Annotated in this window: 18 protein-coding genes and 1 pseudogene; 10 read left to right on the top strand and 9 right to left on the bottom strand. The window is 70.9% G+C overall.

Annotated elements, in window-relative coordinates; genetic code table 11:
• Positions 1–5: 5 nt before the first annotated feature.
• Positions 6–1,880, bottom strand: a complete 1,875-nt coding sequence (locus OHA72_RS37220) for a LuxR C-terminal-related transcriptional regulator (RefSeq protein ID WP_327000746.1) — start codon at positions 1,878–1,880, stop codon at positions 6–8.
• A gap of 796 nt (positions 1,881–2,676) precedes the next feature.
• Between OHA72_RS37220 and OHA72_RS37215 the strand changes: the two genes are divergently transcribed.
• A complete protein-coding gene (locus OHA72_RS37215; RefSeq protein ID WP_327000745.1) occupies positions 2,677–4,806 on the top strand; it encodes an MMPL family transporter in 2,130 nt (709 codons plus the stop codon).
• Between the two features lie 271 nt (positions 4,807–5,077).
• Complete coding sequence (locus OHA72_RS37210; protein ID WP_327000744.1) at positions 5,078–6,502, top strand: DUF6851 domain-containing protein; 1,425 nt, start codon at positions 5,078–5,080, stop codon at positions 6,500–6,502.
• A gap of 72 nt (positions 6,503–6,574) precedes the next feature.
• On the opposite strand, the gene OHA72_RS37205 is transcribed toward OHA72_RS37210, so the two are convergent.
• Positions 6,575–7,249, bottom strand: a complete 675-nt coding sequence (locus OHA72_RS37205; protein WP_327000743.1) for a transmembrane-type terpene cyclase — start codon at positions 7,247–7,249, stop codon at positions 6,575–6,577.
• Between the two features lie 218 nt (positions 7,250–7,467).
• Here OHA72_RS37205 and OHA72_RS37200 point away from each other — a divergent pair, with 218 nt between their 5' ends.
• Both OHA72_RS37200 and OHA72_RS37195 read left to right on the top strand, forming a co-directional pair.
• The gene (locus OHA72_RS37200) at positions 7,468–8,190 is read left to right on the top strand and encodes a transmembrane-type terpene cyclase (protein ID WP_327000742.1); all 723 of its coding nucleotides are present in this window, start codon (positions 7,468–7,470) and stop codon (positions 8,188–8,190) included.
• Positions 8,187–8,939: an SDR family oxidoreductase gene (locus OHA72_RS37195; protein ID WP_327000741.1), complete on the top strand. Its 753-nt coding sequence runs from the start codon at positions 8,187–8,189 to the stop codon at positions 8,937–8,939. Before OHA72_RS37200 ends, OHA72_RS37195 begins: the two co-directional genes overlap by 4 nt.
• On the opposite strand, the gene OHA72_RS37190 is transcribed toward OHA72_RS37195, so the two are convergent.
• From OHA72_RS37190 to OHA72_RS37180, 3 genes are read right to left on the bottom strand one after another with little or no spacing between them, the layout of a single operon-like run.
• Complete coding sequence (locus OHA72_RS37190) at positions 8,851–10,062, bottom strand: LLM class flavin-dependent oxidoreductase (protein ID WP_327000740.1); 1,212 nt, start codon at positions 10,060–10,062, stop codon at positions 8,851–8,853. The genes OHA72_RS37195 and OHA72_RS37190 overlap by 89 nt on opposite strands.
• A gap of 29 nt (positions 10,063–10,091) precedes the next feature.
• Positions 10,092–11,048, bottom strand: coding sequence for a UbiA family prenyltransferase (locus tag OHA72_RS37185; protein WP_327000739.1), 957 nt, complete (start codon positions 11,046–11,048; stop codon positions 10,092–10,094).
• The gene (locus tag OHA72_RS37180; protein WP_327000738.1) at positions 11,036–12,589 is read right to left on the bottom strand and encodes an AMP-binding protein; all 1,554 of its coding nucleotides are present in this window, start codon (positions 12,587–12,589) and stop codon (positions 11,036–11,038) included. Before OHA72_RS37180 ends, OHA72_RS37185 begins: the two co-directional genes overlap by 13 nt.
• Positions 12,590–12,813: 224 nt before the next feature.
• On the opposite strand from OHA72_RS37180, the gene OHA72_RS37175 reads away from it, so the two are divergent.
• The 3 genes from OHA72_RS37175 to OHA72_RS37165 are packed head-to-tail and all read left to right on the top strand — an operon-like array spanning position 12,814 to position 16,353.
• Positions 12,814–14,379 (top strand): AMP-binding protein, encoded by a 1,566-nt coding sequence (locus OHA72_RS37175; RefSeq protein ID WP_327000737.1) that lies wholly within the window; start codon positions 12,814–12,816, stop codon positions 14,377–14,379.
• Between the two features lie 31 nt (positions 14,380–14,410).
• Positions 14,411–15,523 carry an FAD-dependent monooxygenase gene (locus OHA72_RS37170; protein ID WP_327000736.1) on the top strand — a complete coding sequence of 371 codons (1,113 nt, stop codon included), beginning with the start codon at positions 14,411–14,413 and terminating at the stop codon, positions 15,521–15,523.
• On the top strand, positions 15,487–16,353 hold the full coding sequence (locus OHA72_RS37165) for an SDR family NAD(P)-dependent oxidoreductase (RefSeq protein ID WP_327000735.1): 867 nt from the start codon (positions 15,487–15,489) through the stop codon (positions 16,351–16,353). Before OHA72_RS37170 ends, OHA72_RS37165 begins: the two co-directional genes overlap by 37 nt.
• Here OHA72_RS37165 and xylB read toward each other — a convergent pair.
• The 3 genes and pseudogenes from xylB to OHA72_RS37150 all read right to left on the bottom strand — a co-directional run bounded on the left by xylB (position 16,350) and on the right by OHA72_RS37150 (position 20,651).
• Positions 16,350–17,738 (bottom strand): annotated as a pseudogene (xylB, locus tag OHA72_RS37160) (xylulokinase). The gene OHA72_RS37165 and the pseudogene xylB overlap by 4 nt on opposite strands.
• A gap of 121 nt (positions 17,739–17,859) precedes the next feature.
• The gene (locus OHA72_RS37155) at positions 17,860–19,737 is read right to left on the bottom strand and encodes a hypothetical protein (protein WP_327000734.1); all 1,878 of its coding nucleotides are present in this window, start codon (positions 19,735–19,737) and stop codon (positions 17,860–17,862) included.
• Positions 19,734–20,651 carry a leucine-rich repeat domain-containing protein gene (locus tag OHA72_RS37150; protein ID WP_327000733.1) on the bottom strand — a complete coding sequence of 306 codons (918 nt, stop codon included), beginning with the start codon at positions 20,649–20,651 and terminating at the stop codon, positions 19,734–19,736. Before OHA72_RS37150 ends, OHA72_RS37155 begins: the two co-directional genes overlap by 4 nt.
• Positions 20,652–20,712: 61 nt before the next feature.
• On the opposite strand from OHA72_RS37150, the gene OHA72_RS37145 reads away from it, so the two are divergent.
• Both OHA72_RS37145 and OHA72_RS37140 read left to right on the top strand, forming a co-directional pair.
• Positions 20,713–21,870 (top strand): DUF6745 domain-containing protein, encoded by a 1,158-nt coding sequence (locus tag OHA72_RS37145; RefSeq protein ID WP_327000732.1) that lies wholly within the window; start codon positions 20,713–20,715, stop codon positions 21,868–21,870.
• Between the two features lie 33 nt (positions 21,871–21,903).
• A complete protein-coding gene (locus tag OHA72_RS37140) occupies positions 21,904–22,305 on the top strand; it encodes a DUF8820 family protein (protein WP_327000731.1) in 402 nt (133 codons plus the stop codon).
• Between the two features lie 67 nt (positions 22,306–22,372).
• On the opposite strand, the gene OHA72_RS37135 is transcribed toward OHA72_RS37140, so the two are convergent.
• Positions 22,373–22,513: a hypothetical protein gene (locus OHA72_RS37135; protein WP_327000730.1), complete on the bottom strand. Its 141-nt coding sequence runs from the start codon at positions 22,511–22,513 to the stop codon at positions 22,373–22,375.
• A 15-nt stretch (positions 22,514–22,528) separates the two neighbouring features.
• Between OHA72_RS37135 and OHA72_RS37130 the strand changes: the two genes are divergently transcribed.
• Positions 22,529–22,663: a hypothetical protein gene (locus tag OHA72_RS37130; RefSeq protein ID WP_327000729.1), complete on the top strand. Its 135-nt coding sequence runs from the start codon at positions 22,529–22,531 to the stop codon at positions 22,661–22,663.
• Positions 22,664–22,679: the final 16 nt, after the last annotated feature.

The raw sequence follows: 22,679 nt of genomic DNA, 5'->3' as shown, positions 1-22,679 counted from the left end.
ACCGCTCAGACGGCCTCACCGTCGACGTCCGCGCTCCACCCCTCGTCCCCCATCGAGTAGATCGCGGCGCCACGCGAATAGATCGCGGCGGCGTGCGCCAGTTCGACGCGGGTGTTGAAGCCCAGCTTCTTGTAGACCTTCCGGAGGTGGTAGTTCACCGTGTGCTCCGACAGGTACACCTGCTTGGCGATCTGCCGGTTGGTCAGTCCCGTGCTCACCAGATAGGCGATGCGCTGTTCCTTGTCGGACAGCGCCGACCAGCAGGCGGCACCCCGCGCGCCGCCTCCCGCCGACTCGTCCGAAGGCAGCGGCAGGGACCGCACCGGGGTGCCGGGGGCGTAGATCTTGGCGAGCTCCTCGGTCGCCAGCGCCACCGAGATCGGATCCGGGGACTGCACGATGATGAGCGCCAGCGCGGCCGGTGCGCTCTTGGCCAGCGCGTTGGCATGCAGGGCGGTGAGGCCGACCACGGGGACGCCGGGATTGTCCCGGGACAGACCGTCGACCGTGTCGAGGACAGCGACCTCGAGGTCGGTGTCGCCCGTGTCGCGCGCAAGACGCACGAGAAACGCGGCCGCGCTCGGGTCCTCGATGTAGAGGCTCCGGCGCGTCGGCAGGCGTTGATGCTTGTCGGTCAGCAGCCGGGCGGCCGCGTGCGGTCCGTCCTTCTTCGCTGTGACCAGGAGTTCGGTCCAGGCGTACTGGACGGAGTCGAACACCGTGTGGCTCGCCGCTTCACTGTGCGCCTGCCGCAGATACTCAACCGCGGCGGGCAGATCCCCCATGTACAGCGACGTCATGCTCAACACGCAGTGCGCGAGCGGGCGCAGCATCGGCACGCCGTCGCGTCCGGCCGCCGCGCTCGCCATCGCCGCTTCCCGGCGCGCGTCGAGTATCCGTCCCGACTGCAGGTACAGCCGCGACCGTGCCACCGCCGGCGCGGCCGCCCAGATCGGCGTGGGCAGCCGGCGCAGGCCCGACTCCGCCTCGATGATGAGCGATTCGGCCTTGTCGAACTCACGCAGATTCGCGAGCTTGCCGGCCAGCGCAAGCTGGAAATGCAGCCGCCAGGCCGGGTCGCAGTCCTCCCCGTAGTGCACCGCCACCCGGCCCAGGTCCAGGCTCTCGGTGAGGTCCCCCGCACGCCACAGGGTGGTGGACCGGGCGGTCAGCGCCATCAGGGCGGCGATGTCCCCCGGCTCGGTGCCGCGTTCCCGCAGCACCCGATCTGAGACCTGCTCGCCTTCCTGCCTGCCGAGCAGGAAGTAGCCGAGGATCAACGATGCTTCCGCGTCCAGCCGAGCCGCGCGCGACGTGCCCGGAGTGTTGAGGACGTGCTCCGCGACGCGTACGCCGGCCGCCGCGTCGCCGTTCATGATCAGGCTGTGGGCCGTCGAACAGGATCCGTCGGCGACCTCGGTGCCCGCGCCGTGCGGCGCGCGCGGCCGCCCGCTCTCCCAGACGCCGTGATCGTGCCCCTGGATGCGCCGCCGGGACAGCTTCGTCGCCTCCCGCCGCACCGCGTCGCGCGCGGGGGCGGGAATGGACTCGATGATCCCACGTAAGAGGAACTCGCTCGCGAACGCCAGCTCATGGCCGGCGACGACGACGAATCCGGAGGCGATTGCCTCGTCCAGCGGGGCGAGCAGGGTTGCCGAGGACCGGTCCAGCATTCTGGAGACGTCCTCGAGCATGAACGATCTGCCCAATGCCGCGGCGACCTTCAGGAACTGCTGGCAGCTCTTGCTCAGTTCGCTCAGCTGCAGTCTCACGGACTCCAGGACGCGACGTGGGATTCGGCGTCCGACCAGTCGGACCGTGCCATTGTCCTGCCGGACCAGCCCCTCCTCCGACAGGCCGAGCGCAAGTTCGGCGAGCATGTGCCGATTCCCGCCGGCACCCGCGGCGAAGTCGAGTAACTCGTGGTCCACGTCAGCGCCGAGGACCCCCCTCAGCACCTGTCCGTCAGCGTCCAGTGGCCCGGTCTCCATCCCTGCGTCGGCATGTCCTGCGGCCAGTAATGCGTCTGGCCCATCGCTTTCCTGCGACGATCTCGTGATCATAATCTTCCCCATAGATTATGTAGACAACGCGAATATGCCTGACGAAGGTGTTCAAGAACGGATGGATCCGTCACCGGCGGTCCACGCGTTGATCTGAGACACGCCGGCGTGGAATGGCACCTCGATGAGCCGTCGCCGTTGTCGCAAGAACTACCGTGACCCGTTGGCTCGTTCGTGCAGGACAGCCTCAGTCAAGGCCACGGTTGACGGGCGGTGGCGCTACCTCACAAGCGGACCCGAACACATGACCTCTCCCCGTTTTTTGATTGAACGTCGGGTCCAGCCTGGGGTTCTGCGGCCGGACCTGGGTCTTGCGGCAGCGCCGGCAAGGGCCGACTGCCACTCACGGTCTTGAATGCTACGTCAGCGTGTAGCACGCGCGATAGGGCGAGGCAATGCGAGTCCTGCGCATCGGCGCGTCTCGCAGGACCGCCTACGACAACGAGCGCGGTATGCGCAGGCTTTCTACGCAGAACAGCGTAGGTGCTGCCGTCCCCTGTCAGATGACGGACGCCGCCGTGCGCGCAACGATCGAGATCGTGAGACCACAGGAAGCTCTGCATATGAACGCGCCGGCGCCGCACTCTGCCCGACCCGCGAAGGCGGGGGTCTGATGGGAGTGGCGCGCGGGTCTGCCCGGCTGGTGAGCGGCCGGTGGACCAAGTGGATTGTCCTCGCGGTGTGGATCGCGGTGTTCGCGGTCGCCGGGCCACTGGCCGGGAAGCTGAACGGGGTCCAGAAGAACGACAACTCGGCCTGGCTTCCCGCCAGCGCCGAAGCCACCAAGGTGATCGACTTGGAGCGCACGTTCCGCCAGCAGGACGCCGCTCCCGCGATCGTGGTGTACGAGCGGAAGTCCGGCATCACCTCGGCCGACGCGGACAAGGCCGCGGCCGACGCGCGGCAGTTCGCGGCGCTGTCCAACCTCGCCGGCACGGTGCAGGATCCGGTCAAGTCCACACAGGACGGTGCGACCCCGCAGGCGATCCAGACGATCGTCCCGGTTGCCGTCGGCACCGGCGGTTGGGCCGCGATGGGCGCCACCGTCGACCAGATGCGGGCGATCGTGCAGGCCGGCAAGCCGGACGGGCTCACGGTGCACGTCACCGGTCTCGCCGGGCTCAACGCCGACCAGAACAAGGCCTTCAAGGGCACCACCGGAACGCTGCTGTACGCGACGCTGGCCGTGGTGATGGTGATTCTCCTGCTCACCTACCGCAGCCCCGTGCTATGGCTGCTGCCCATCGTCAGCGCCGGCGGTGCGCTGGTCGCCGCGCAGGCGGTCATCTACCTGTTCGCCAAGCACGCCGGGCTGACGGTCAACGCGCAGAGTGCCGCCATCCTGACGGTGCTGCTGTTCGGTGCCGGCACCGACTACGCGCTGCTGCTCATCGCCCGCTACCGCGAGGAGCTGCGCCGCCACGAGGACCACCACGAGGCGATGGCCGTCGCCCTGCTCCGCGCCGGGCCCGCCATCATCGCCAGCTGCGCCACCGTGGCCGCCGCCATGCTCTGCATGATGGTGGCGGAGATGGGGCCGACCAAGGGCATGGGGCCGGTCGACGCGATCGGCATCGTCGTGGGCCTGCTGGCCATGCTCACCCTGCTGCCCGCACTCCTGGTGATCTTCGGCCGGTGGATCTTCTGGCCGGCCCGGCCCGCGTTCGGCAGCACCGACCCCACCGGCCAGGGACTCTGGGCCTGGGTGGGACGGACCGTGGCCAAGCGCCCGCGGCCGATCTGGATCGTCACCACCCTCATCCTGGGTGCCCTGGCGTTCACGGCCACCGGGATGAAGGCCGACGGGTTGAGCGCCGCCGACTCGTTCATCAACAAGCCGGAGTCGGTGACCGGTGCCGAGGTGCTGGCCCGGCACTTCCCGGCGGGCGGCGGCTCGCCCGTGGTGGTGATCGGCAAGGCCGCGGCAGCCGACCAGATCCGTTCGGCGGTCGCCGCCACCGAAGGCATCGCCGAGACCGGCCAGCCCCGGGTGAAGGACGGTCTGGCCTACGTCACCGCCACCCTGCGCGACGCGCCGGACAGCCCCGCCGCCGACGCCACCGTCGTGCGGGTGCGCTCGTCCGTGCACGCGATCCCGGACGCCGACGCGAAGGTCGGCGGACAGACCGCGGTCGCGCACGACATCCGGGAGGCCACCGCCCGGGACAACATGCGCATCATCCCGCTGGTCATGCTCGTGGTGCTCATCATCCTGGGCCTGCTGCTGCGGGCGATCGTCGCGCCGCTGCTGCTGGTGGCGACCGTGGTGCTCTCGTTCGGCACCGCGCTCGGGGCCAGCTCGATGATCTTCCAGCACGTATTCGGATGGCCCGCCGAGGACACCGGGTTCCCGCTGTTCGTGTTCGTGTTCCTGGTCGCACTCGGCATCGACTACAACATCTTCCTGATGACCCGCGTGCGCGAGGAGTCGCTGACGCTGGGCACCAGGCGGGGCACGCTCGCCGGCCTGACCGTCACCGGTGGCGTCATCACCTCCGCCGGGCTGGTCCTCGCCGGCACCTTCGCGTCCCTGGGCGCGCTGCCGGTGGTGTCCTTCGTCGAGATCGGCCTCGCCATCGCGCTCGGCGTCATCCTCGACACCATCGTCGTGCGGTCCATCCTGGTCACCGCACTCAACCTCGACTTCGGCCGGCACATCTGGTGGCCCAGCAAGCTGTCGAAGAAGCTCGACGTCGAGGAGCTCGAGCCGGGGAAGGAGCAGGAGCCGGCGCTGCAGACCTGACCGGCCCGCTCAGCGGTCGTCGCGATGTTCAACTGTCCGCACTGCGCAGTTGAACATCGCGGCACGCTGATGTCCGGGCGCCTTTGTTTGCGACTACTCAACCGAGTAGTCGCATGCATCAAACGAACTCGGTTAATATCTTTTTGCGACGGCCGTGCCATTTTTCTTCAATGGCAAATTCACGGCGGACCGATCGAAAGGAGAAATCCGGGTGACGATTTCAAGGCAACCGTTGAGACGGCGGTGGGCGGCGGTTGCTTTCGCGTCAGCGATGGCGCTGGCGGCATCATTGACCAGTGCGGCGGCGGCCGCGCCGCAGCAGCTGGCAGCCTTCGACCTCGACAACGGCAACGCCCCGATGCAGGTCATCTACCCGATCCTGGGGCCGGTGACGGCGGCGGAGAGCTTCGGCCGTCCCATGTCGTGGGCCTCGGATCAGCACATGCTCATCGAAATTCCGTGGTTCGACGCCATCGCACCGTACAACGCCACGGCGAAAGGCATTTTCTCCGACCTCGGCCGCCGGCCACCGGAGGAACGCACCACGCGTAACAGGAACATCGCCGTCATCTATTCGACCTTCACCTCGCTCAATGCGGTGTTTCCGCAGTACCGGTCCAAGTGGCTGGACATGATGAACGTGGCCGGCCTCGATCCGAACGTCACCGCCGAGGATCCGGCCACTGCCAGTGGCATCGGCATCCTGGCGGCCAAGAACGCGCTGGCGGCCAGGCGGCATGACGGCACCAACCGGTACGGCGACGAGGGTGGCCGTCGCTACAACCTGAAGCCCTACTCCGACTTCACGGGCTACCAGCCGGTCAACACGGCCGACGAACTGCGCAACCCGTCGCGCTGGCAGCCGGAGGTGACGTCGAACGGCAAGGTCTACACGGTGCAGCAGTTCGACACGCCGCAGTACGGCTGGGTGAAGCCGTTCACGTTCCGCAACCCCGACCAGTTCCGCGTCTCCGCGCCGGCCATCAACCACCACTTCAACCGCGCGGCGTACAAGGATCAGACGGACCAGGTGCTGGCGGCCTCGGCGAACCTGACCGAGACCCAGAAGGCGATGACCGAGGTCTTCAACGACAACGGCCGGCTCTTCGCACCGATCGCCGCCACCATCGTCCTCGGCGGCCGCCTCGACACCCAGGCGTCGGTGCAGTACATCGTCACGTCCGTCATCTCCGGTGTCGATGTCACCATCGCCACCTGGTACTACAAGCGCAAGTTCGACGCGGTCCGGCCGTCGACCGCGGTCCGCTACCTGTACGGCAACAAGCGGCTGACGGCGTGGGGCGGGCCCGGCAAGGGCACCGTCAACGACATCAGCGGCAGCGACTGGCGCAGCTACCTGAGCCCGGTGGCCTCCGCCTCCCCCGGTTACCCGTCCGACGTTGCCGCGAACTGCCTGGCCTACGTCCAGCAGGCACGGCGTTTCACCGGCACCGACGTGATGTCCGTCAACATCCCCGTGCTCAAGGGTTCCTCGCTCGTCGAGCCGGGCATCACCCCGGCCGCCGACACGGTCCTGCACTGGGGCACCCTGACCGACTACGCTTCCGACTGCGGCAAGAGCAGGGTCTGGGGCGGCGAGGAGTTCCCCGCGGCGGTCGCGGTGGCGACGCAGTACGCGTCGCAGATCGGCGACCTGGCCTACGACTTCGTTCAGCGCAAGCTGAACGGCGGCTGATCTTTTCTCTCCCCCGGCAAGCTGCCAAGGGCGCCTCTGGGCTCCCTTGGCAGCTTGTTTTTCCGTGCAGCGTCAGGTCGTCGGCTGTGCCACGGTCTGCGCCGCCCGCTGCGCCGGGACCGCGCCGGCCCGGTTGCGGATACGGGTGCGGAGGTAGACGACCGCGGAGAGGTAGACGAAGTCGAGGATGCCGTTGCCGAAGTACAGGTACATGAACAACGCGGAGTGCGGGTTGGTGCGGCCGTACTGCCAGTAGCCGACCGAGGCGCAGATGGTGCCGACGAACTTCAGCGCCGCGATCGCCACGGACTGCCCGCGCAGGTCGCCACGGCTGATCAGCATCGCCACGAACAGCCCGGACATCATGAGGTTGTCGGCGAACCCGGCGTAGTTGCCGAGGCCGTTCTCGAACTCGCGGCACAGCAGGTCCACGGCAAGGTAGGACAGCACGAGCGTGCCGGCGAAACCGCCGTAGAACACCGGTTTCGACAGCTTCGGAAACTCCCGCCGGCCGAACCGCAGGAATGTGTACGCGATCACCACGTCGAACGCGAGCCACAGGAAGTTGCCGATGCGCTGGGCGTCCGCCTCCACCGGGCGCACCACCGAGAAGATGAACTCCCACGACAGATTTGCGCAGAGCGCCACGATCGGCATGCCGTACGTCCGATCGGCGAAGCCTTGTCGGATGATCAGCACGTATGCCACGGCCCAGCAGAGGCCGGTTGCGAGGAAAACGGGATGCATGCGTCAATGCTCCCGGCGGCGCATCACGTCGCGCATGACGTGAAGGCATCACCGCTGTACCACCCCCGGCGCCGGGCCGCATGGCGTGAACGCGTGACCCGGCAACGCCTTATTCCGCCGGGGTCTCCCGATAGGATGATCGGCGACGCCCACGGCCGTGTCAGCAGATCACGCACTGTCCACTCAGGACCGTCCGGGACCCCCGAAGGTGGCGCACGGTGAAGCCAGAAATCTCCGCTGTCCTCGTCTTCTCCGGATCCGTCCTCGCCTGGAGTGTCGCCTACCTCCTGATCATCTACCGGGGTTTCAAGGACCGCACCTACGGCATGCCGATGCCGTCGCTGGCCGCCAACCTGTCGTGGGAGGCGATCTGGGCGTTCGTCATCAAGCCGTTCAGCGATCCCGGCCACATCCTGGTCATCCCGTGGTTCGTCATCGACCTGGTCATCGCCGCGCAGTGCCTCATGTACGGCGCCAACGACGCCACCGATCCGTTCATCCGCAAGCATCACCGCAAGCTCTTCGCGGCGGGCATCGTCATCGCGGCACCCGTCACGTACCTGGCCTTCAAGGAGTTCGACGACTGGTACGCCGAGTACACCGCGGCCGGCGGGGCCCTGCTGATGTCGATCCTGTTCATCGGCCTGCTGATCAGGCGCCCCGGTGTCGGCGGCCAGTCGATGTACATCGCCGTGGCGAAGTGCCTGGGGACGTTTCTGGCCTGGATCGCGACGTCGCTGACGGTGACCGCCACCGCCGAGCAGCTGTGGCCGTCGAGTCCCTGGACGTTCGTGACCGACACGTTCGGCCACACCGAATACCCGCTGACACCGCTGGTCAACTTCCTCTACGCGGCAACGTTCGTCACCGATATCCTGTACATCGCGCTGCTGCGCGCAAGGCTCCAGGAGTGCGGCTTCTCACCATGGCGGAGAATATGACGAAGGTGGCTGTGGCCGGGGGCACCGGCTTCGCCGGTCGACGGGTCACCGAGCTGATCCGCGAGGCCGGCGGCACCCCCGTGGTGCTCGCCCGCTCGACGGGGTTCGACCTGACCGGCGGCGACGGGCTGGACGAGGCGCTGCGCGGGGTGTCCACCATCATCGACGTGAGCAACACGGTGACGTTCACGGCGAAGAAGTCGATCGCCTTCTTCGAGACGGTCACGCGCAACCTGCTCACCGCGGCGGCACGCGCGGGTGTCGCGCACTTCGTGGCACTGTCCATTGTGGGCATCGACCGGGTGCCGCTCGGCTACTACGCGGGCAAGCTGCGGCAGGAGGAGCTCGTCCTGTCCGGGCCCGTCCCGTGCAGTGTCCTGCGCGCCACCCAGTTCTACGAGTTCGCGGACCGGACGCTGCTGCAGCAGCCGGGGCCTTTCACGCTCGTGCCGAAGATGCTCTGCCAGCCGATCGCGGCCCGTGAGGTCGCCGGTGCGCTCGTCGAGCTGGCGTCGGGCGCCCCGGCCGGGCGGGTGCCCGACATCGCCGGGCCGGACCAGCACACCATGCCGGACATGGTGCGCCGGCTGGCGCGCGCCCGCGGTGCCCGTCGCCTCGTGATCCCGTTCCGTGTCCCCGGAGCGGCCGGGAAGGCGGCGCTCAGCGGAGGGCTTGTTCCCGACCAGGCCGGCCCCCGGGGCGTGCTGTCGTTCGAGGACTGGCTGCAGACCGACGCTCGAGCTTCCTGATCCCGCGCAGCGCCCGCACGAAGGCGACGTTCGACAGCACGCCGGCGCGCAGGTCCGGCTGCAGCAGGCCCATGTTCAGCAGCACCGGGTAGGTCATCCCCTGATCCCGCCACTCGGCCAGCTGGTCGAGGATCTGGGCCGGCGTGCCGGCCAGCATGACCTCGCGCAGCAGCGACGACGGAGCCCGGTGCGCGTACTCCAGCGCGGTCGCGGCGTCCATGGTGTGCGGCATCAGATCGTTCACGCCGGAGAACCCGGCGCCCAGCGGGTGCTGCGTCCCGTGGCGGCGCCAGTGCTCCGAGGACGCGCACAGCGCGTAGGACCGCACCACGGGCGCGGCGAGGATCTCCTCCACCGCGTCCGTGGACGCCGCCGTGACCACGAAGAAGTACTTGGCCGCGGTGACCGACATCGGGTCCCGCCCCGCGTCGGCGGCGGCGTCCCGGATGCCGGCCAGGTGCTCGCCGTACTGCTGAGGATCCATCGTCACCCCGGGCAGCCATGCGTCGGCGAGGCGCCCGGTGATGCGCCGCATCCGCGGGCCGTGCGCGCCGATCCAGATCTCCGGCCGGGTGCCGCGGTAGGGCGGGACCGCCATCATCGCGTCGCGCAACGGGAAGTAGGGCGAGTCGCGCGTCACCGGCCGTCCGGCCGAGTCCCACAGGGCGCGGATGGTCGCGATCGCCTCCTCGAACCTCGCCACCCGGCGGTCGGTGGCGATGCCGAAGGGCGACAGGTTCATGCCTTCGCCCGCGCCGACGCCGAGGATCGCCCGGCCCCTGCTCAACTGGTGGAGGGTGGCGGCGGCCTGGGCGATGACCGCCGGGTGGCGCCGCTCGGTGTCGGTGCAGGCGGTGCCGAGGCGCACGCGCCGCAGCCGGCCGCGCGCCGCGAGGTGCCCCAGCACGGTCCACGGCTCGTAGCACGCGTCGAGGTCGGGGACGAGCCGTTTGATCGCGACCTGGTCGGCGGTGTAGATGGACCGCGGTATGACGCCGATGAGGTGGTCGGGCAGGAAGACGGCGTCCGCCCCCGTCGTCGCCGCGAGCGCGCGGGTACTGGTCAGCACCAGGTCGGGGGCGACCTGGCTGTGGATGCACGGGTCCGCGACTCCGAATCGCACTGTGAGCTCCCTGCGTCGAACCGCTGCGGTCAGGTCAGGAGGATCGCGGCGGCGAAGCCGAGGCCGCCCAGGTCGTAGCACCGCATGCCGATGCCCATGGCCCGGCGTGCGTCGCCGTGCAGGACGCCCCAGCGCAGCTGGACCACCTGGGCCACCAGCAGGGGGACGACGAACAGCACGCCGACCGGCCGGAGCAGGCCCAGCGCGAACGGCAGCAGGTTCAGCGTGAGGCTCGCGAGCCACAGCACGACGAGGATCGCCCGGTACACCCGCGGGCCGGCGAGCACGGCGAAGGTGCGGCGGCCGCATGCCTCGTCGCCGTCCCGGTCGGCGGCGTTGCCGTAGGAGACGACGAGCAATGTCCACACGCACACCACGGCGGCCATGATGACGGCGGCGGCCGTGACCCGGTGCGCGATCCACCAGTACGGCAGGATGATGGTCGCGGCGTTGACGGCGACGATGACGAACTCCAGGCCGCCCGGGCGGTAGCTGAGCTTCAGTCCCCACGAGTACTGCGTCGCGCACGCCAGGACCGCCAGGTAGCCCAGGGGCGACGCCTTCGGCGCCTGCACCACCAGCAGCGACCCGACGGCCGCCGCAGTGGCGGTCAGGGCCGCCGCGACCGCGAACGTGACGCCGTCGCGCTCGCTGAGCAGGCCGGTCAGCAGCGGCTTGGGCAGCAGCTTGCGGGGCCGCGCGGACAGCTCGTTCTTCCGGTAGTTCTCCGCGTCGCTGCCGTCACGGAAGCCCATGACGTCGTCGATCGCGCACGCGGCGGCCTGCACGGCGAACATCGCCACGAGGAACAGGACCAGCGAGGTCACCGCTCCCACCGGCCAGAAGTGCTGCATGCGCAGCAACAGCACCGCCAGCAGCCACTCGTAGGCATGGTAGTAGACCCGTAGCTTCGCCAGCTGCGCCAGCCCCGCGACCTTCTGCGGCCAATCGATGCGCCGGTCGGCGTACGTGATCACGGCTGGCACACGGTGAACGGCACGCCGTCGTCGAACGACGCGGCGACCCGCTCGGCGAGCAGCGCGCGCTGCACCTTGCCGGTTGCCGTCCTGGGGATGTCACCGTCGTCGACGACGATCGGTTCGCGCGAGCCGAAGGGGAGGTCCCGCGTGGCCGCTCGCCACCGCGCGAGGTCCAGCGGACCGTTGCGGGTCGCCACCACCGGGACGAGCTGATGGTCCCGCTCGAGCACGACGGCCTCCAGCAGTGACGGGATCCTGTCCAGGAGGATGTCCTCCAGGGCGATCGCGCTCGGGGCCGACTCCAACCGCTCGACCTGACGGTCCAGCAGGACGACCCGGGCGAGGCGGTCCTTCCTGCCCCAGTCTCCGGTGTCCCACCAGCCGTCGGTCGTCATGTTGGCCGTCACCGCCTCGGGGCGGTTGGGGTAGGTGGTGAAGCAACCCTTGGACCGCACCTGGATCCGGCCCGAGGTGCCGGGCCGGACGCTTCTGCCGTCGGTGTCGACGATGCGGATCTGCGAGTGGCCGGGCACTCCCCATCCGACGAGATGCCCGCTCATGCGGTGCGCGATGCCGCGCCCCCAGTTGCGCCCGGCGAATCCCTTGACGTGCAGGATGCCGGCGATGGCGCACATCTCCGACTGCCCGTAGATCTCCCAGAACAGTGCGAAGGGGTGGCGGCTGCCGGCCAGCAACGTCTTGACGGTGCCCGGGTGGATCACGTCGAAGGTGGTGAGGAAGCACTTCACCGACGCCAGCGCTCCGGCCGGGGCGAGCCGCTCCCACTTCATGAACGTGTTGGGATGCGCCTCGAGATACGTCGGCCGCCACCGCCGCAGGATCCGGCCCACCGCGATCGGGTCCTCGTCCGCGAGGACGATCGCGGGGACTCTGCGGCGCAGCGCGGCGAGCAGGCCGACCACGAAGCGGAAGTGGACCGGGGAGAAGCTGATCGCCGCGTGCCCCCGCAGCCGCTGGATCATGGCCGGGATCTCCTGCGTGCGGCTGTTGTGGTCGGTGGCGCCCCTGGAGTACATGACGAGCTTGTTCACGCCGGTCGTGCCGGAGGTGTGGGTGATGACGTAGGGCGCGGTCTCGGGCAGCGCGAGCGAGGAGCGGCGTGGTTGCAGGCCGGAGGATGCCGCCACGAGCGAGGCCCAGTCGTCGGTCCGCGTCCGCACCTCCAGTGCGGAGCACGCCTCCAGCCTCGCGGCCGTGGTGATGACCCGGTCGACGGGCGGGACCGGCTTCAACATCTGGACCACCATGTCGATGCCGAGCGCCGGGCTGAGCTGGACGGGCACGGCGCCGATCGCGGAGAGCCCGGCGGCGGCGATGATGATGTCCAGGGGCGTGTCGAGCCACACGACACACCGGTCGCCGGGTCGGGTGCCCTGCGACTCGAACAGGGCAGCGGCCTTGCCGGCGGCGATCGCGATCTCCCGCAGGGAGACCTGCCCGTCGCGGGACTTCACCGCGTCCGACTCGTGGTCGAAGATCCAGCGGGCGCCGGTCGCGGACGCCGCCCACAGCTGATCAAAGATCAAAGTGTGGCTTCTCATCGTCGTTCCTCTCGGGAGACGGCATGCGGCGCTGCCAGTCATGGTTGCCCGTCGCCCACGATCGGTCCACTACCCGATCGAGTAGCGGGGTACTACCCGCGGGGAGATTGCCGCCGATGAGATCGACTGGGGATGATGCCCAGGCAGACGCATCGACTTCGACCAGTGGGTGGCGCCAGTTGTACGAACTCCTCGCTTCCCTCGAGATCATGCGCAGACGCGGTCTCATCCGCCCGCGACGGCTCGGCGCGAACCTGCGCACCCTGCGTATCGCCCGCAGGGCCGGGCCGTTCGCCGCGATGATCACCGAGACCGCGCACGAGGATCCCGGTACCGTCGCCATCGTCGGTGAGCACGGCACACTCACCTACGGCGAGCTCGAGGGACGGGCCAACGCCCTGGCCCACGGCCTGACCGGTTCGGGCGTCACGGCCGGCGACGTCGCCGGGTTCCTGTGCCGTGACGACTGCGGGCTGGTGGTCGCGCTCATCGCTGCGGGCAAGCTCGGCGTGCGGGCCGTCTTCCTGCACACCGGTCAGGGCAGGCCGCAGCTGCGCGAGGCGATCCGGCGCGAGAACGTCACCGTGCTGTTCCTCGACGACGAGTTCCTCCCGCTGACCGTCGGACTGCCTGACGCGGTACGCCGCATCCTGACCGTCGCCGACGGTGGTGGTGGTGGTGGTGTGCCCTCGCTCGATGACCTGATCGCGGGAAGGCCGGCGGACGCGCCACCGCTTCCCGCACGACCGGGCGGGATGGTCCTGTTCACCAGCGGCACCACCGGAAGCCCGCGCGGTGCCCCGCGTGGCAGGATGTCGCCGACGCAGTCCGCACAGCTGCTGCACCGCATTCCGCTGTCCCGCAGCGGCGTGCTGGTGCTGGGCACGCCGCTGTTCCACGGCACCGGACTGGGGCAGGTCGTGGTCGCGATGACCCTGGGCAAGACGGTTGTGCTCCGCCGGCGGGCCGACGCCGAGGTCATGCTCGCCGACCTCGCCGCGCACCGCGCGGACACGCTCGTCGTCGTCCCGACGATGCTGCAGCGGCTGCTGGACCTGGGTCCGGAGGCCCTGGCGAGGCACGACACGTCCGCGCTGCGCGTCATCGTCTGCGGCGGGGCCGCGCTCGCGCCGGACCTGTGCCGGCGGGCCGCCGAGGCGTTCGGCGACGTGCTGTACAACGTCTACGGTTCGACCGAGACGGGCAACACCGCGGTCGCCACCCCCGCCGAACTGCGCCGGGCCCCGGGAACCGTCGGCAGGCCGCCCGTCGGCTGCCGGCTCGCCCTCTACGACGACGGCCGCAGGCCGGTCACCGGGCCGGGGCACCGCGGCACCATCTTCGCCCGCAACGGACTCAGCTTCGCCGGTTACACCGACGGCGGCAACAAGGAGATCGTCGACGGGCTCGTCTGTACCGGCGACATCGGCCATTTCGACGGCGAGGGTCTGCTCTTCATCGACGGCCGCGACGACGAGATGATCGTCTCCGGCGGCGAGAACGTCTTCCCGGTCGAGGTCGAGAACCTCCTGATCCAGCGGCCCGACGTCCGCGACGCCGCCGTGGTCGCCGTCGACGACACCGACTTCGGCAAGCGGCTGCGCGCGTTCATCGTCCCGGCCCCCGGCGCCGCGCTCGATCCTGCGGAGGTCAAGGACTACGTGAAGGCGAATCTCGCGCGCTACAAGGTGCCGCGCGACGTCGTGTTCCTCGCCGCCCTGCCACGCAACGCCATGGGCAAGCTCATGCGTCGCGACCTCGACCGGGCCGACTAGCCGTACACCGTTATGATTGGAGTCTTGACTCATGGGACGACACGCCATTGTGGTCGGCGGCGGGATCGGCGGACTGGCCGCCGCCATAGCACTGGACAAGGCCGGATGGACCGTCGAGCTGTTCGAGCGGCATGAGCAGTTCGCCGAGATCGGCGCGTCGCTCACGCTCTGGCCCAACGCGCTCGCCGCACTGGACGAGCTCGGGGTGGGCGCGGAGGTCCGCGCCGCCGCCCTGACGGGCTTCGACGGTGGGTTCATGACCACGGACGGCCGCTGGCTCACCCGGTTGAACACCGAGGACGTCAAGGCACGCTACGGCGAGGTCGTGGTGCTGACCCGGCCGGACCTGCTGCGGCTGCTGCTGAAGGCGGCACCGCAGCAGTCGCTGCACGCGGGGACGACCGTGGAGTCGGTGGACGCCAACGGCACCGTCAGGACCAGCGAAGGCCAGCACCGCGCCGACCTCGTCGTCGCCGCCGACGGCGTGCGCAGCGGCACGCGCCGCCGCCTGTGGCCCAACGCCCCGGCGCCCCGCTACACGGGTGTGGTGGCCAAGCGGTTCAACACGTGCGTGCTCGACGAGCCGGTGCCCGACGGCGCCTGGGTCTGGGGCCCAGGCCGCAGCTTCGGCTACACCCCGCTCCCCGGCGGCCGGGCGTACGCCTACGCGATGGAGCTCGCGCCGGCCGGCGGCACCGGCACGGATCTCACGGCGTTCGAGTACTGGCGCGACCCGATCCCGCAGCTGATCGCCAACGTCGGCGAGGACGGCGTGCTGCGCCACGACGTCTTCGAGGGGCCGTTGCTCAAGTCGTACGTGCGGGGCCGGGTGGCGCTGCTCGGCGACGCGGCGCACGCGCTGCAGCCCAGCCTGGGACAGGGTGCCTGCACGGCGATCGAGGACGCCGTGATCCTCGGCCGGTGCGGCGACGACCTGCTCCGCTACGACCGGGCCCGCCGCGGCCGCACCCAGCGGATCCTCCGGATGAGCCGCCTGGTCATGGACATGGCGCACGTCACGTCACCACTCGGGGCGTGGATGCGGGACCTGTCGATGACCGCCGTGCCGCTGGCGGTCAACCTGCGCATGATGAAGGCCGACTGGGCGTGGACCCCCGACGGGGACCTGCAATCGTCGCGCTGAGCCGCCTCGGGCGAGGCGTCGGGCGGTACCTGAGCCGCCCGGCGGCGCTCCCGCGTCCGGCATCGCCGTCGCTCGACGGCAAGCTGATCCTGGTCACGGGCGCGTCATCGGGGATCGGGCGGTCGGCGGCGGCGCACCTCGCGGGCCGGGGCGCCGTCGTCCTGCTCGTCGCGCGCCGGGAACATGAGCTCGCGTCGTTGCAGCAGCAGATCCGGGCGAGCGGGGGCACGGCCGCCTACCGCGCGTGCGACCTGTCGGACCGGGATCAGGTGCGTGCGCTGGTCCGGTGGGTCGAGGACGGGTACGCCGGCGTGGACGTCCTCGTCAACAACGCGGGCAGGTCGATGCGCCGGCCCCTGTCCCAGGCCTTCGAGCGGCTGGACGACTTCGACCGGGCCATGGCCGTCAACTTCCTCGGGCCCGTGCACCTCACGATGGGCCTGCTGCCGGCGATGCTGCGGCGCGGGTCGGGCCAGGTCGTCAACGTCGGCACGTGGACGGTCCCGGTCGGCACGTCGCCGCGGTTCGCGGCCTACCACAGCTCCAAGGCCGCGCTCGACGGGTTCGGCAGGTGTATCGACGCGGAGGTGGCCGGACGTGGGGTACGGGTGACGAGCGTCCACTTCCCGCTGGTCCACACGCAGATGAGCGCTCCGACGCAGCGGTACCGCGCCCTGCCCGGCCTGACACCGGACGAGGCGGCGCGGTGGATCGCGTCCGCGATCCACCGCCGTCCGGTGCGCATCGTGCCCCGCTACGTGCTCCTGCTGCAGCTGCTCGACACGGTGGCGCCACGGCTCACCGACCGGATCCTGCTGCGGTGGGGCTAGGGCGTCAGCAGCGGCAGTGCCCGCCGGCGGACGTCGGCGTAACGCTCGTGTACCTCCGGCGTGCCGGCGGCGGTGACCTCCTCGGCCGGGACCGGCCACTGCGGTGGCTCGGCGCCGCCGGACAGCGCCCAGGCCGCCTGACGCGCGGCGCCGAGCGCGACGTACTCGCCGGGGCTCGGCACGCTCACCGGCACACCGAACAGCGCCGGCGCGATCGCCTGCACCGCACGGGAGTTCGCCGCGCCGCCGATCAGCAGCACCCGGTCGACCGGGGTGCCCTGGGCGCGCAGCGCGTCGAGGCCGTCGGCGAGGCCGCCGAGCATGCCCTCCACCGCGGCCCGCGCCAGGTTCGCCGCCGACGCGTTCCCCGCGTCAGCCCGGCGAGCAGACCGCGGGCGCCGGGCAGGTCCGGGGTGCGTTCCCCGTCCAGGTACGGCAGCAGCGTCAACCCGCCCGCACCCGGCGGCGCCGAGAGCGCCAGCTCGTCGAACCCGGCCGGTGAGCGGCCCAGCAGGCCGGCGACCGTGACCAGCACCCGGGCCGCGTTCAGGGTGCACACCAGCGGCAGGAACCGGCCGGTCGCGTCGGCGTACCCGGCGACGAGGCCGCTCGCGTCGGCGGCCGGGGCGTCACTGAGCCCGAACGCACACCCCGACGTGCCCAGCGACACCACCACGTCGCCGGGCCGCAGGCCGACGCCGAGCGCCGCGCCCATGGTGTCACCGGTGCCGGCCGCCAGCAGCGCGCCGGACGCGGTCTCACCGACCACCTCGGCGGGCCCGGCGACCCGTGGGCACCGCCACGTCCCGGCCGAACGCGAGCCGCAGCAGGTCCCGCCGGTACTGCCCGGTCGCCGCCGACCAGTACCCGGTCCCGGAGGCCTCGCCGCGGTCGGTCGTCGGCGCTCCCCCGTCGGCGCGCAGCCGGTGGGTGAGCCAGTCGTGCGGCAGGACAACCGTGGCGGTCCGGGCCGCGAGCTCCGGCTCGGCGCGGGCGAACCAGCGCAGCTTGGTGACCGTGAAGCTGGCCACCGGCACCAGCCCGACCGCGTCGGCCCACGCCTTCGGGCCGCCGAGCTCGGCGGTGAGGTCGACCGCGTCGCGCGCCGAGCGGGTGTCGTTCCACAGCACGGCGGGGCGCACCACCTCGCCGGCCTCGTCGAGGCAGATCATGCCCTGCTGCTGGCCGCCGACACCGATCGCGGCGACACCGTCCAGCAGCCCGGCGCTTGCCTGCTCCCACGCGGCCCACCACACGCGAGGGTCGACCTCGGTGGCGTCGGGGTGCGGGGCGCGGCCCTCGCGGAGCACCTCGCCGGTGTCGGCGTCGCACACCACGACCTTCGTCGACTGCGTCGAGGTGTCGACCCCGGCAACGAGCGTCATCGGATGCCTCCGTGGGTCGGCGTTGCGGCCGACTGTACGCCCGCCAACCGGTTAGTTCAATAACCTTCCAAACCCCTCGGTGACGCCGCGCCCATGCACCCGTGGCGGTGACCCGGCGCGGTCAGTCCTCGTCGTCGTCCTCGTCGTCGTCCTCGTCGTCCCAGTCGTCCAGGACCGGCAGCGGGTGCCGCTCGTCGACCAGGGACCGGTCCACCGCACGCCACCACGGAGCGCTCTCGTCCTCGTCGACCCACTGCAGATCGGTGATCTGCGGGACCGGGACCGTCCCCTGCTGGTGGGCGACCATCCAGGAGTTGCGGAAGAAGTCGAACCGGAGGTGCCAGTGGTCGTCCCGCTGCGTGTAGAGGATCGGTGGCACGAGGAAATGCGCGACGCCGACCTTGGCCGCGACGGTCACGTAGTCGTCGGGGTGTGATCCGTCGTTCCAGCAGGCGGCGAAGTTCACCGGTGCCAGCGCGTCGCTGCCCAGCACGTGGATGCGGCCGTCCTGGACGACGAACTGCTCGGGGTCCACCGCCACCTCCTCACCGAGCATGAGGATCGGGGCGGGCAGGATGTGCGCCTTGGCGAAGGACTGTGCGCCGGTGTAGACCTTGATGATCTCGTCGTGGCGGGTGGGGTCGTAGACGTCGCTGGAGTGAAACGGGCAGCAGATGTCGCCGTCCGGCTGCTCCGGTTCGGGGAAGAACGCGGCCTTGTCGACGGGCGTGGTCGCGCTGCCACTGCCCCGCTCCCGCAGGAACGCGGGGACCCAGTCGGCGTCGTCGGCCTCGATCACCGCCGTGCGGCACAGGGCGCGGAACGCGGTGTCGCCGACCTTGCAGTTGAAGTAGTCCAGCAGCGTCAGCGCGGCGCACTCGGCCAGCGACAACGCGTCCGTGCGCGGGAACCAGAAGTCGTAGCCGTTGGCGACGAAGTGCACACCGCGAAACTCCTTGTGCACGAACGTCTCGCGGGCCGGTCCGGTGCCGAGGCCGTGCCAGTGGGCGGCGGCGACACGGTTGTAGTAGTCGTCGGCCTGACAGGCCAGCTCCGGTGCGAAGACGCTCTCCCCGGTCAGGTAGCACGCCTTGCTGAACAGCGCGCCGATCCGCGGCGATTCGGTGATCCCGTCGGCCGCGAAGACCAGCTCGGTGCGCAGGAACACCTTGCGGCCGTCGTCGAACGGGGCGCCCTCATGCTCGCGCTCCTGGTCGAAGATGACACACGTGAACGCGTCGATGCGGTCGAACGCGGCGCCGTCGCCGAGGTCCAGCGCCGGTGAGCCGGTGCCGCCGGTGAGGTACAGCAGCACCGTGTACCGCGAGACGTGCCGCCGGGCCGCGTCGAAGTAGGGCGTGTCACGGTGCCGGTGGAAGTTGGTGTCGTCCGGCTCGAACCGGTTGCACCGGAACACCGGGTTGACGTGGGAGAACCCCTCCCCCACGTCCGGTGGCAGCGCCTCGGCGACCGCCGCGGTCAGCGCCTCCGCGAGCAGCGCCGAATGGAAGATGAACCGCACGCCACCGCGTGACGCCGCGTTGAGCGGTGTCACGTAGAGGTTCAGTCCGTCGAGCCGCGCCAGGCGGTCCCGCGCCTCGGCGGGCAGCCGCGCCTCGAAGGTGTGGACGCCCTCGGCGCGGGCCGTATGCCCGGCCAGCTCGACGTCCAGCGCCACGTCGTCGAAGAGGCGGTCCAGCGGCACGATGTTCTCGAACGTCCGGAACGACAGCTCCTGCGGGTCGGCGAAGGCCGCCGCCAGCTCGGGCGCGTCCGGGGCGGGCCGGGCGAACAGGTGCCGCACCGACGCGTCGATGCGGTCGGCGTCGACGAGCCGGACCGCCTTGTAGCGGGCGGTCGGGTGCCACGACACGTCCAGCCCGTCGACGGAGGCGACCGGCTCGGCGTGGGTGGCGTTCACCTCGGCCCGGTAGCGCTCCGCTTCCTCCAGGGACCCGGAGGACACCGCGAAGAAGCGGTCCCGCAGCTCGACGCTCACACGCACCTCCACAATGTCCGCAGCGCCGGGGGAAGGATCCCGGACCGTGCCAAGGTGCGCGCACCATCGGGTCCCACATCGGCACCGTACAGCCACAACCGGGCGAGCCCGGCGGCGAACGGGGCGGCGAGCAGGGCGTCCACACCGTCCGCACCGATGGCGTTGTACCGCAGGTCCAGCTCCGTGAGTGCCGGGAACCGGTGCAGGGCGGGCACGCCCGCGCCGGTGATCCTGTCCCGCTGCAGGTGCAGCCGGCGCAGCCCATCCAGCTGCGCCGATGCGGCCAGCGCGGCCAGTCCGGCGTCGCCGATGCGGCAGTACCGCAGGTCGAGCGCCTGCAACCGGCCGAGGTCGAACGCGGTGGCGAGGGTCTCGGCGCCGTCGGGTCCGAGGTCGAGGTAGGCGAGGTCCAGCTCGACGAGCCGTCCGGTGTCCAGGCCGGTGAGCGCGCTCATGTCGAGGCGTCCCGGCCGGGCGGCGACACCCGGCCCGCCTTCCCACGTGTAGTCGTCGTCGTCCCATTCCTTGTCGTCCAGGTCGTCCTGGTCGACGGCGTCCGCAACGAACCTCAGCGTGGTCACGAACGGCGCGCTGAGCACCTGCGCGGCCGTCTCGCGGACGTCGTCGGTCCACGTGACGGCGACATCCGTGGGGAACCCGTGACGGCGGCCGCGGACGCGCACCCCGACCGGCAGCCCGGCGTCCCACGCCGCCTCGTCCCGGTCGACGAGCTCGGCGATGTCGCGCTGCACGGCGGGACGGTCGGCGCCGTGCAGCAGCTCCAGCCGCTGTTCGAGGCGGATCAGCATGCCCCGGCTGTCGCCGCGTTCCAGCAGCCCGTCGCTGTAGGTGTGCCACAGGGCCCGGTCGTCCGGGCTGTTCCGCAACGCCGCCTCGACACTGGACACCCGCACCCGGACGAATCTAGTGACCGAGCCCGAGCTGTCAAGGGGGCCGCGTTGCTAGATTGTCGCGGTGCATGCACCGCAGACCGCCGCCGACGAGTCGACCCCGGGCCGGCGGGCGTGGGAGTCCGCGGCCCGCGCCTGCTACCGCGAGCTCGGTGTGCCCTTCCCGGACCGGGTCGTGTGGGTGCCCTCGCCGCTCGCAGCCGCGTTGGCCGCGCCGATAGCGGCCTGTCTGTACACCGGGCACCGCAACCGCCGTGTCCTGGAGTCGGTCTACCGTGCGGTCGACGACAGTGCGGGCCGCGGTGTGGGCGACGCGGTGCGGGCCGCGGTCGGTGCCGCCACGGACGGTTCCGTCCACGACCCGGTGCACGGAGCGACGGCGACAGCGCTGCACACGGAGATCGCCGCCGCAATGGCCTCAGCCGTCCGGAACGCGGGGCCGCGCCGCGACCCGCTGACCGGTGCCCTCGGCGTCGTGTTCGAGGCGACGGACGCGGCGGTACGGGCCGCGGTCGACGCCGCCGTCGGCGGGCCGTTGCACGACACGCTCCGCGGCCACATCCGCACGCTGTGGCAGGCGCGCCTGCCGGGCAGGCGCAGCACCGCCTGGCTACGCCTCGTCGACCGGTGCTGGCCGGACGGCGCGCCTGCCGAGGAGGACCCGCCGTCGACCCGCGACGGCTGGTGGTGGTGGCCGTTCCGGCACTTCGTCATGCTCTGCCCGCCGCCGGCCACGCTGCACCTCGAACCCGACCCCCGGATGCTGCGCCGCCCGCACCGCGCCGACGGTCCCGCGGTCGTCTGGGGCGACGGCTTCGGCCTGTACTACTGGCACGGCGTCCACGTCCCCCGCGCCGTCATCGACGACGCGCTGAGCACCGAGGAGATCCTCCGGGAACCCAACGCCGAGGTGCGCCGCTGCGCCATCGAGCGCCGCGGCTGGGACCGCTTCGTCGCCGACGCGGGCCTCGCGCAGATCGGGCCGCCCGCCGACGACCCCGGAAACCCGGGTCAGACCCTCACCCTGCACGACGTCCCGTCCGGCATCTTCACCAACCACGTCCGTGTCCTGCTGTGCACCAACGGCACCGTCGAACGCGACGGCACCCGTCGCCGCTTCGGCCTGACCGTCCCCGCCGACTGCGGCGACCCGATCACCGCCGCGGCGTGGACGTACGGACTGACGCCCGCGCAGTACGCCACGGCACAACGACGAACCTGATCCCTGCCGTCCCCGCCAGAGGAGCCGCCATCCATGCCCACCGTCGAAGAGGCCATCGCCGCCTTCGGTGTCACCGTCGATCCGCACCTCGACCGGCAGGCCGACATCCCGATCCTGTCGGGCCTGCAGTTCCAGGGTGACGTGGCGGTCGTCCCGGCCGACCGGACGCCGTCGCGCACACCCGTCCCGGCGGACGGTGTCGCGGTGGTGCGCGGCGAGGCGGGCACCAACACCCATCTCCTGCTCGCCACCGGCAACGTCTGCTACACCCCGGACGGCCTCGGCACGGTGCTCGGCGTCCTGACCGTCGCGGACGGCGCGACCGCGTACCTCGCCCACCCCGAGCATGCCTTCAGCGGCATCGGCCCCGGCACGTATGAGCTGCGGCGGCAGCGCGAGCAAGGCGACCGGGAGACGCGGCCGGTCGCCGACTGAGTCTGCGAGCCCGTGCACCACCCGGCCCGCCGTGGATTCCACGACGGGCCGGCGTGCCGGGCAAGGGTCAGGAGGTACTGCCGGTCACGGTGCTGCCGGACTTCGTCACGAAGTACGTGACTCTGGTGCCGCTCCAGAAGTGGAACGTCAGGGCCACCCTGGCGTTGTCGTTGACCTCGGCGAAGAAGGCCGGGCGCAGTAACCGCATGTCGTCGGCAGGACGGTGCAGCTGGACGAGGTGCGGGCGCAGGTCGAGGCGGACCACACCGGCCTCGGCATGGGTGGGCCGCGCCGCGCGGCCCACCCAGCCCCGGGCTGGATCAACTACGACGCCCTGGCCGGTCCGGCGATCATCTGAGCCTGGCCGCCGACGG

The organism is Dactylosporangium sp. NBC_01737 (assembly GCF_035963215.1).
In the GTDB taxonomy this organism is placed as follows: domain Bacteria; phylum Actinomycetota; class Actinomycetes; order Mycobacteriales; family Micromonosporaceae; genus Dactylosporangium.
The sequence above is the reverse complement of the archived record's forward strand: the minus strand, read 5'-3'. Positions and strand labels throughout refer to the sequence as shown.

Coding starts and splice junctions, on each gene's coding strand:
- OHA72_RS37170 (WP_327000736.1), top strand. CDS start 14,411: ATGGGACGACACGCCATTGTGGTCGGCGGCGGGATCGGCGGACTGGCC.
- OHA72_RS37205 (WP_327000743.1), bottom strand. CDS start 7,249: ATGCATCCCGTTTTCCTCGCAACCGGCCTCTGCTGGGCCGTGGCATAC.
- OHA72_RS37210 (WP_327000744.1), top strand. CDS start 5,078: ATGGCGCTGGCGGCATCATTGACCAGTGCGGCGGCGGCCGCGCCGCAG.
- OHA72_RS37135 (WP_327000730.1), bottom strand. CDS start 22,513: ATGCGGTTACTGCGCCCGGCCTTCTTCGCCGAGGTCAACGACAACGCC.
- OHA72_RS37220 (WP_327000746.1), bottom strand. CDS start 1,880: ATGCTCGCCGAACTTGCGCTCGGCCTGTCGGAGGAGGGGCTGGTCCGG.
- OHA72_RS37195 (WP_327000741.1), top strand. CDS start 8,187: ATGACGAAGGTGGCTGTGGCCGGGGGCACCGGCTTCGCCGGTCGACGG.
- OHA72_RS37175 (WP_327000737.1), top strand. CDS start 12,814: ATGCGCAGACGCGGTCTCATCCGCCCGCGACGGCTCGGCGCGAACCTG.
- OHA72_RS37140 (WP_327000731.1), top strand. CDS start 21,904: ATGCCCACCGTCGAAGAGGCCATCGCCGCCTTCGGTGTCACCGTCGAT.
- OHA72_RS37215 (WP_327000745.1), top strand. CDS start 2,677: ATGGGAGTGGCGCGCGGGTCTGCCCGGCTGGTGAGCGGCCGGTGGACC.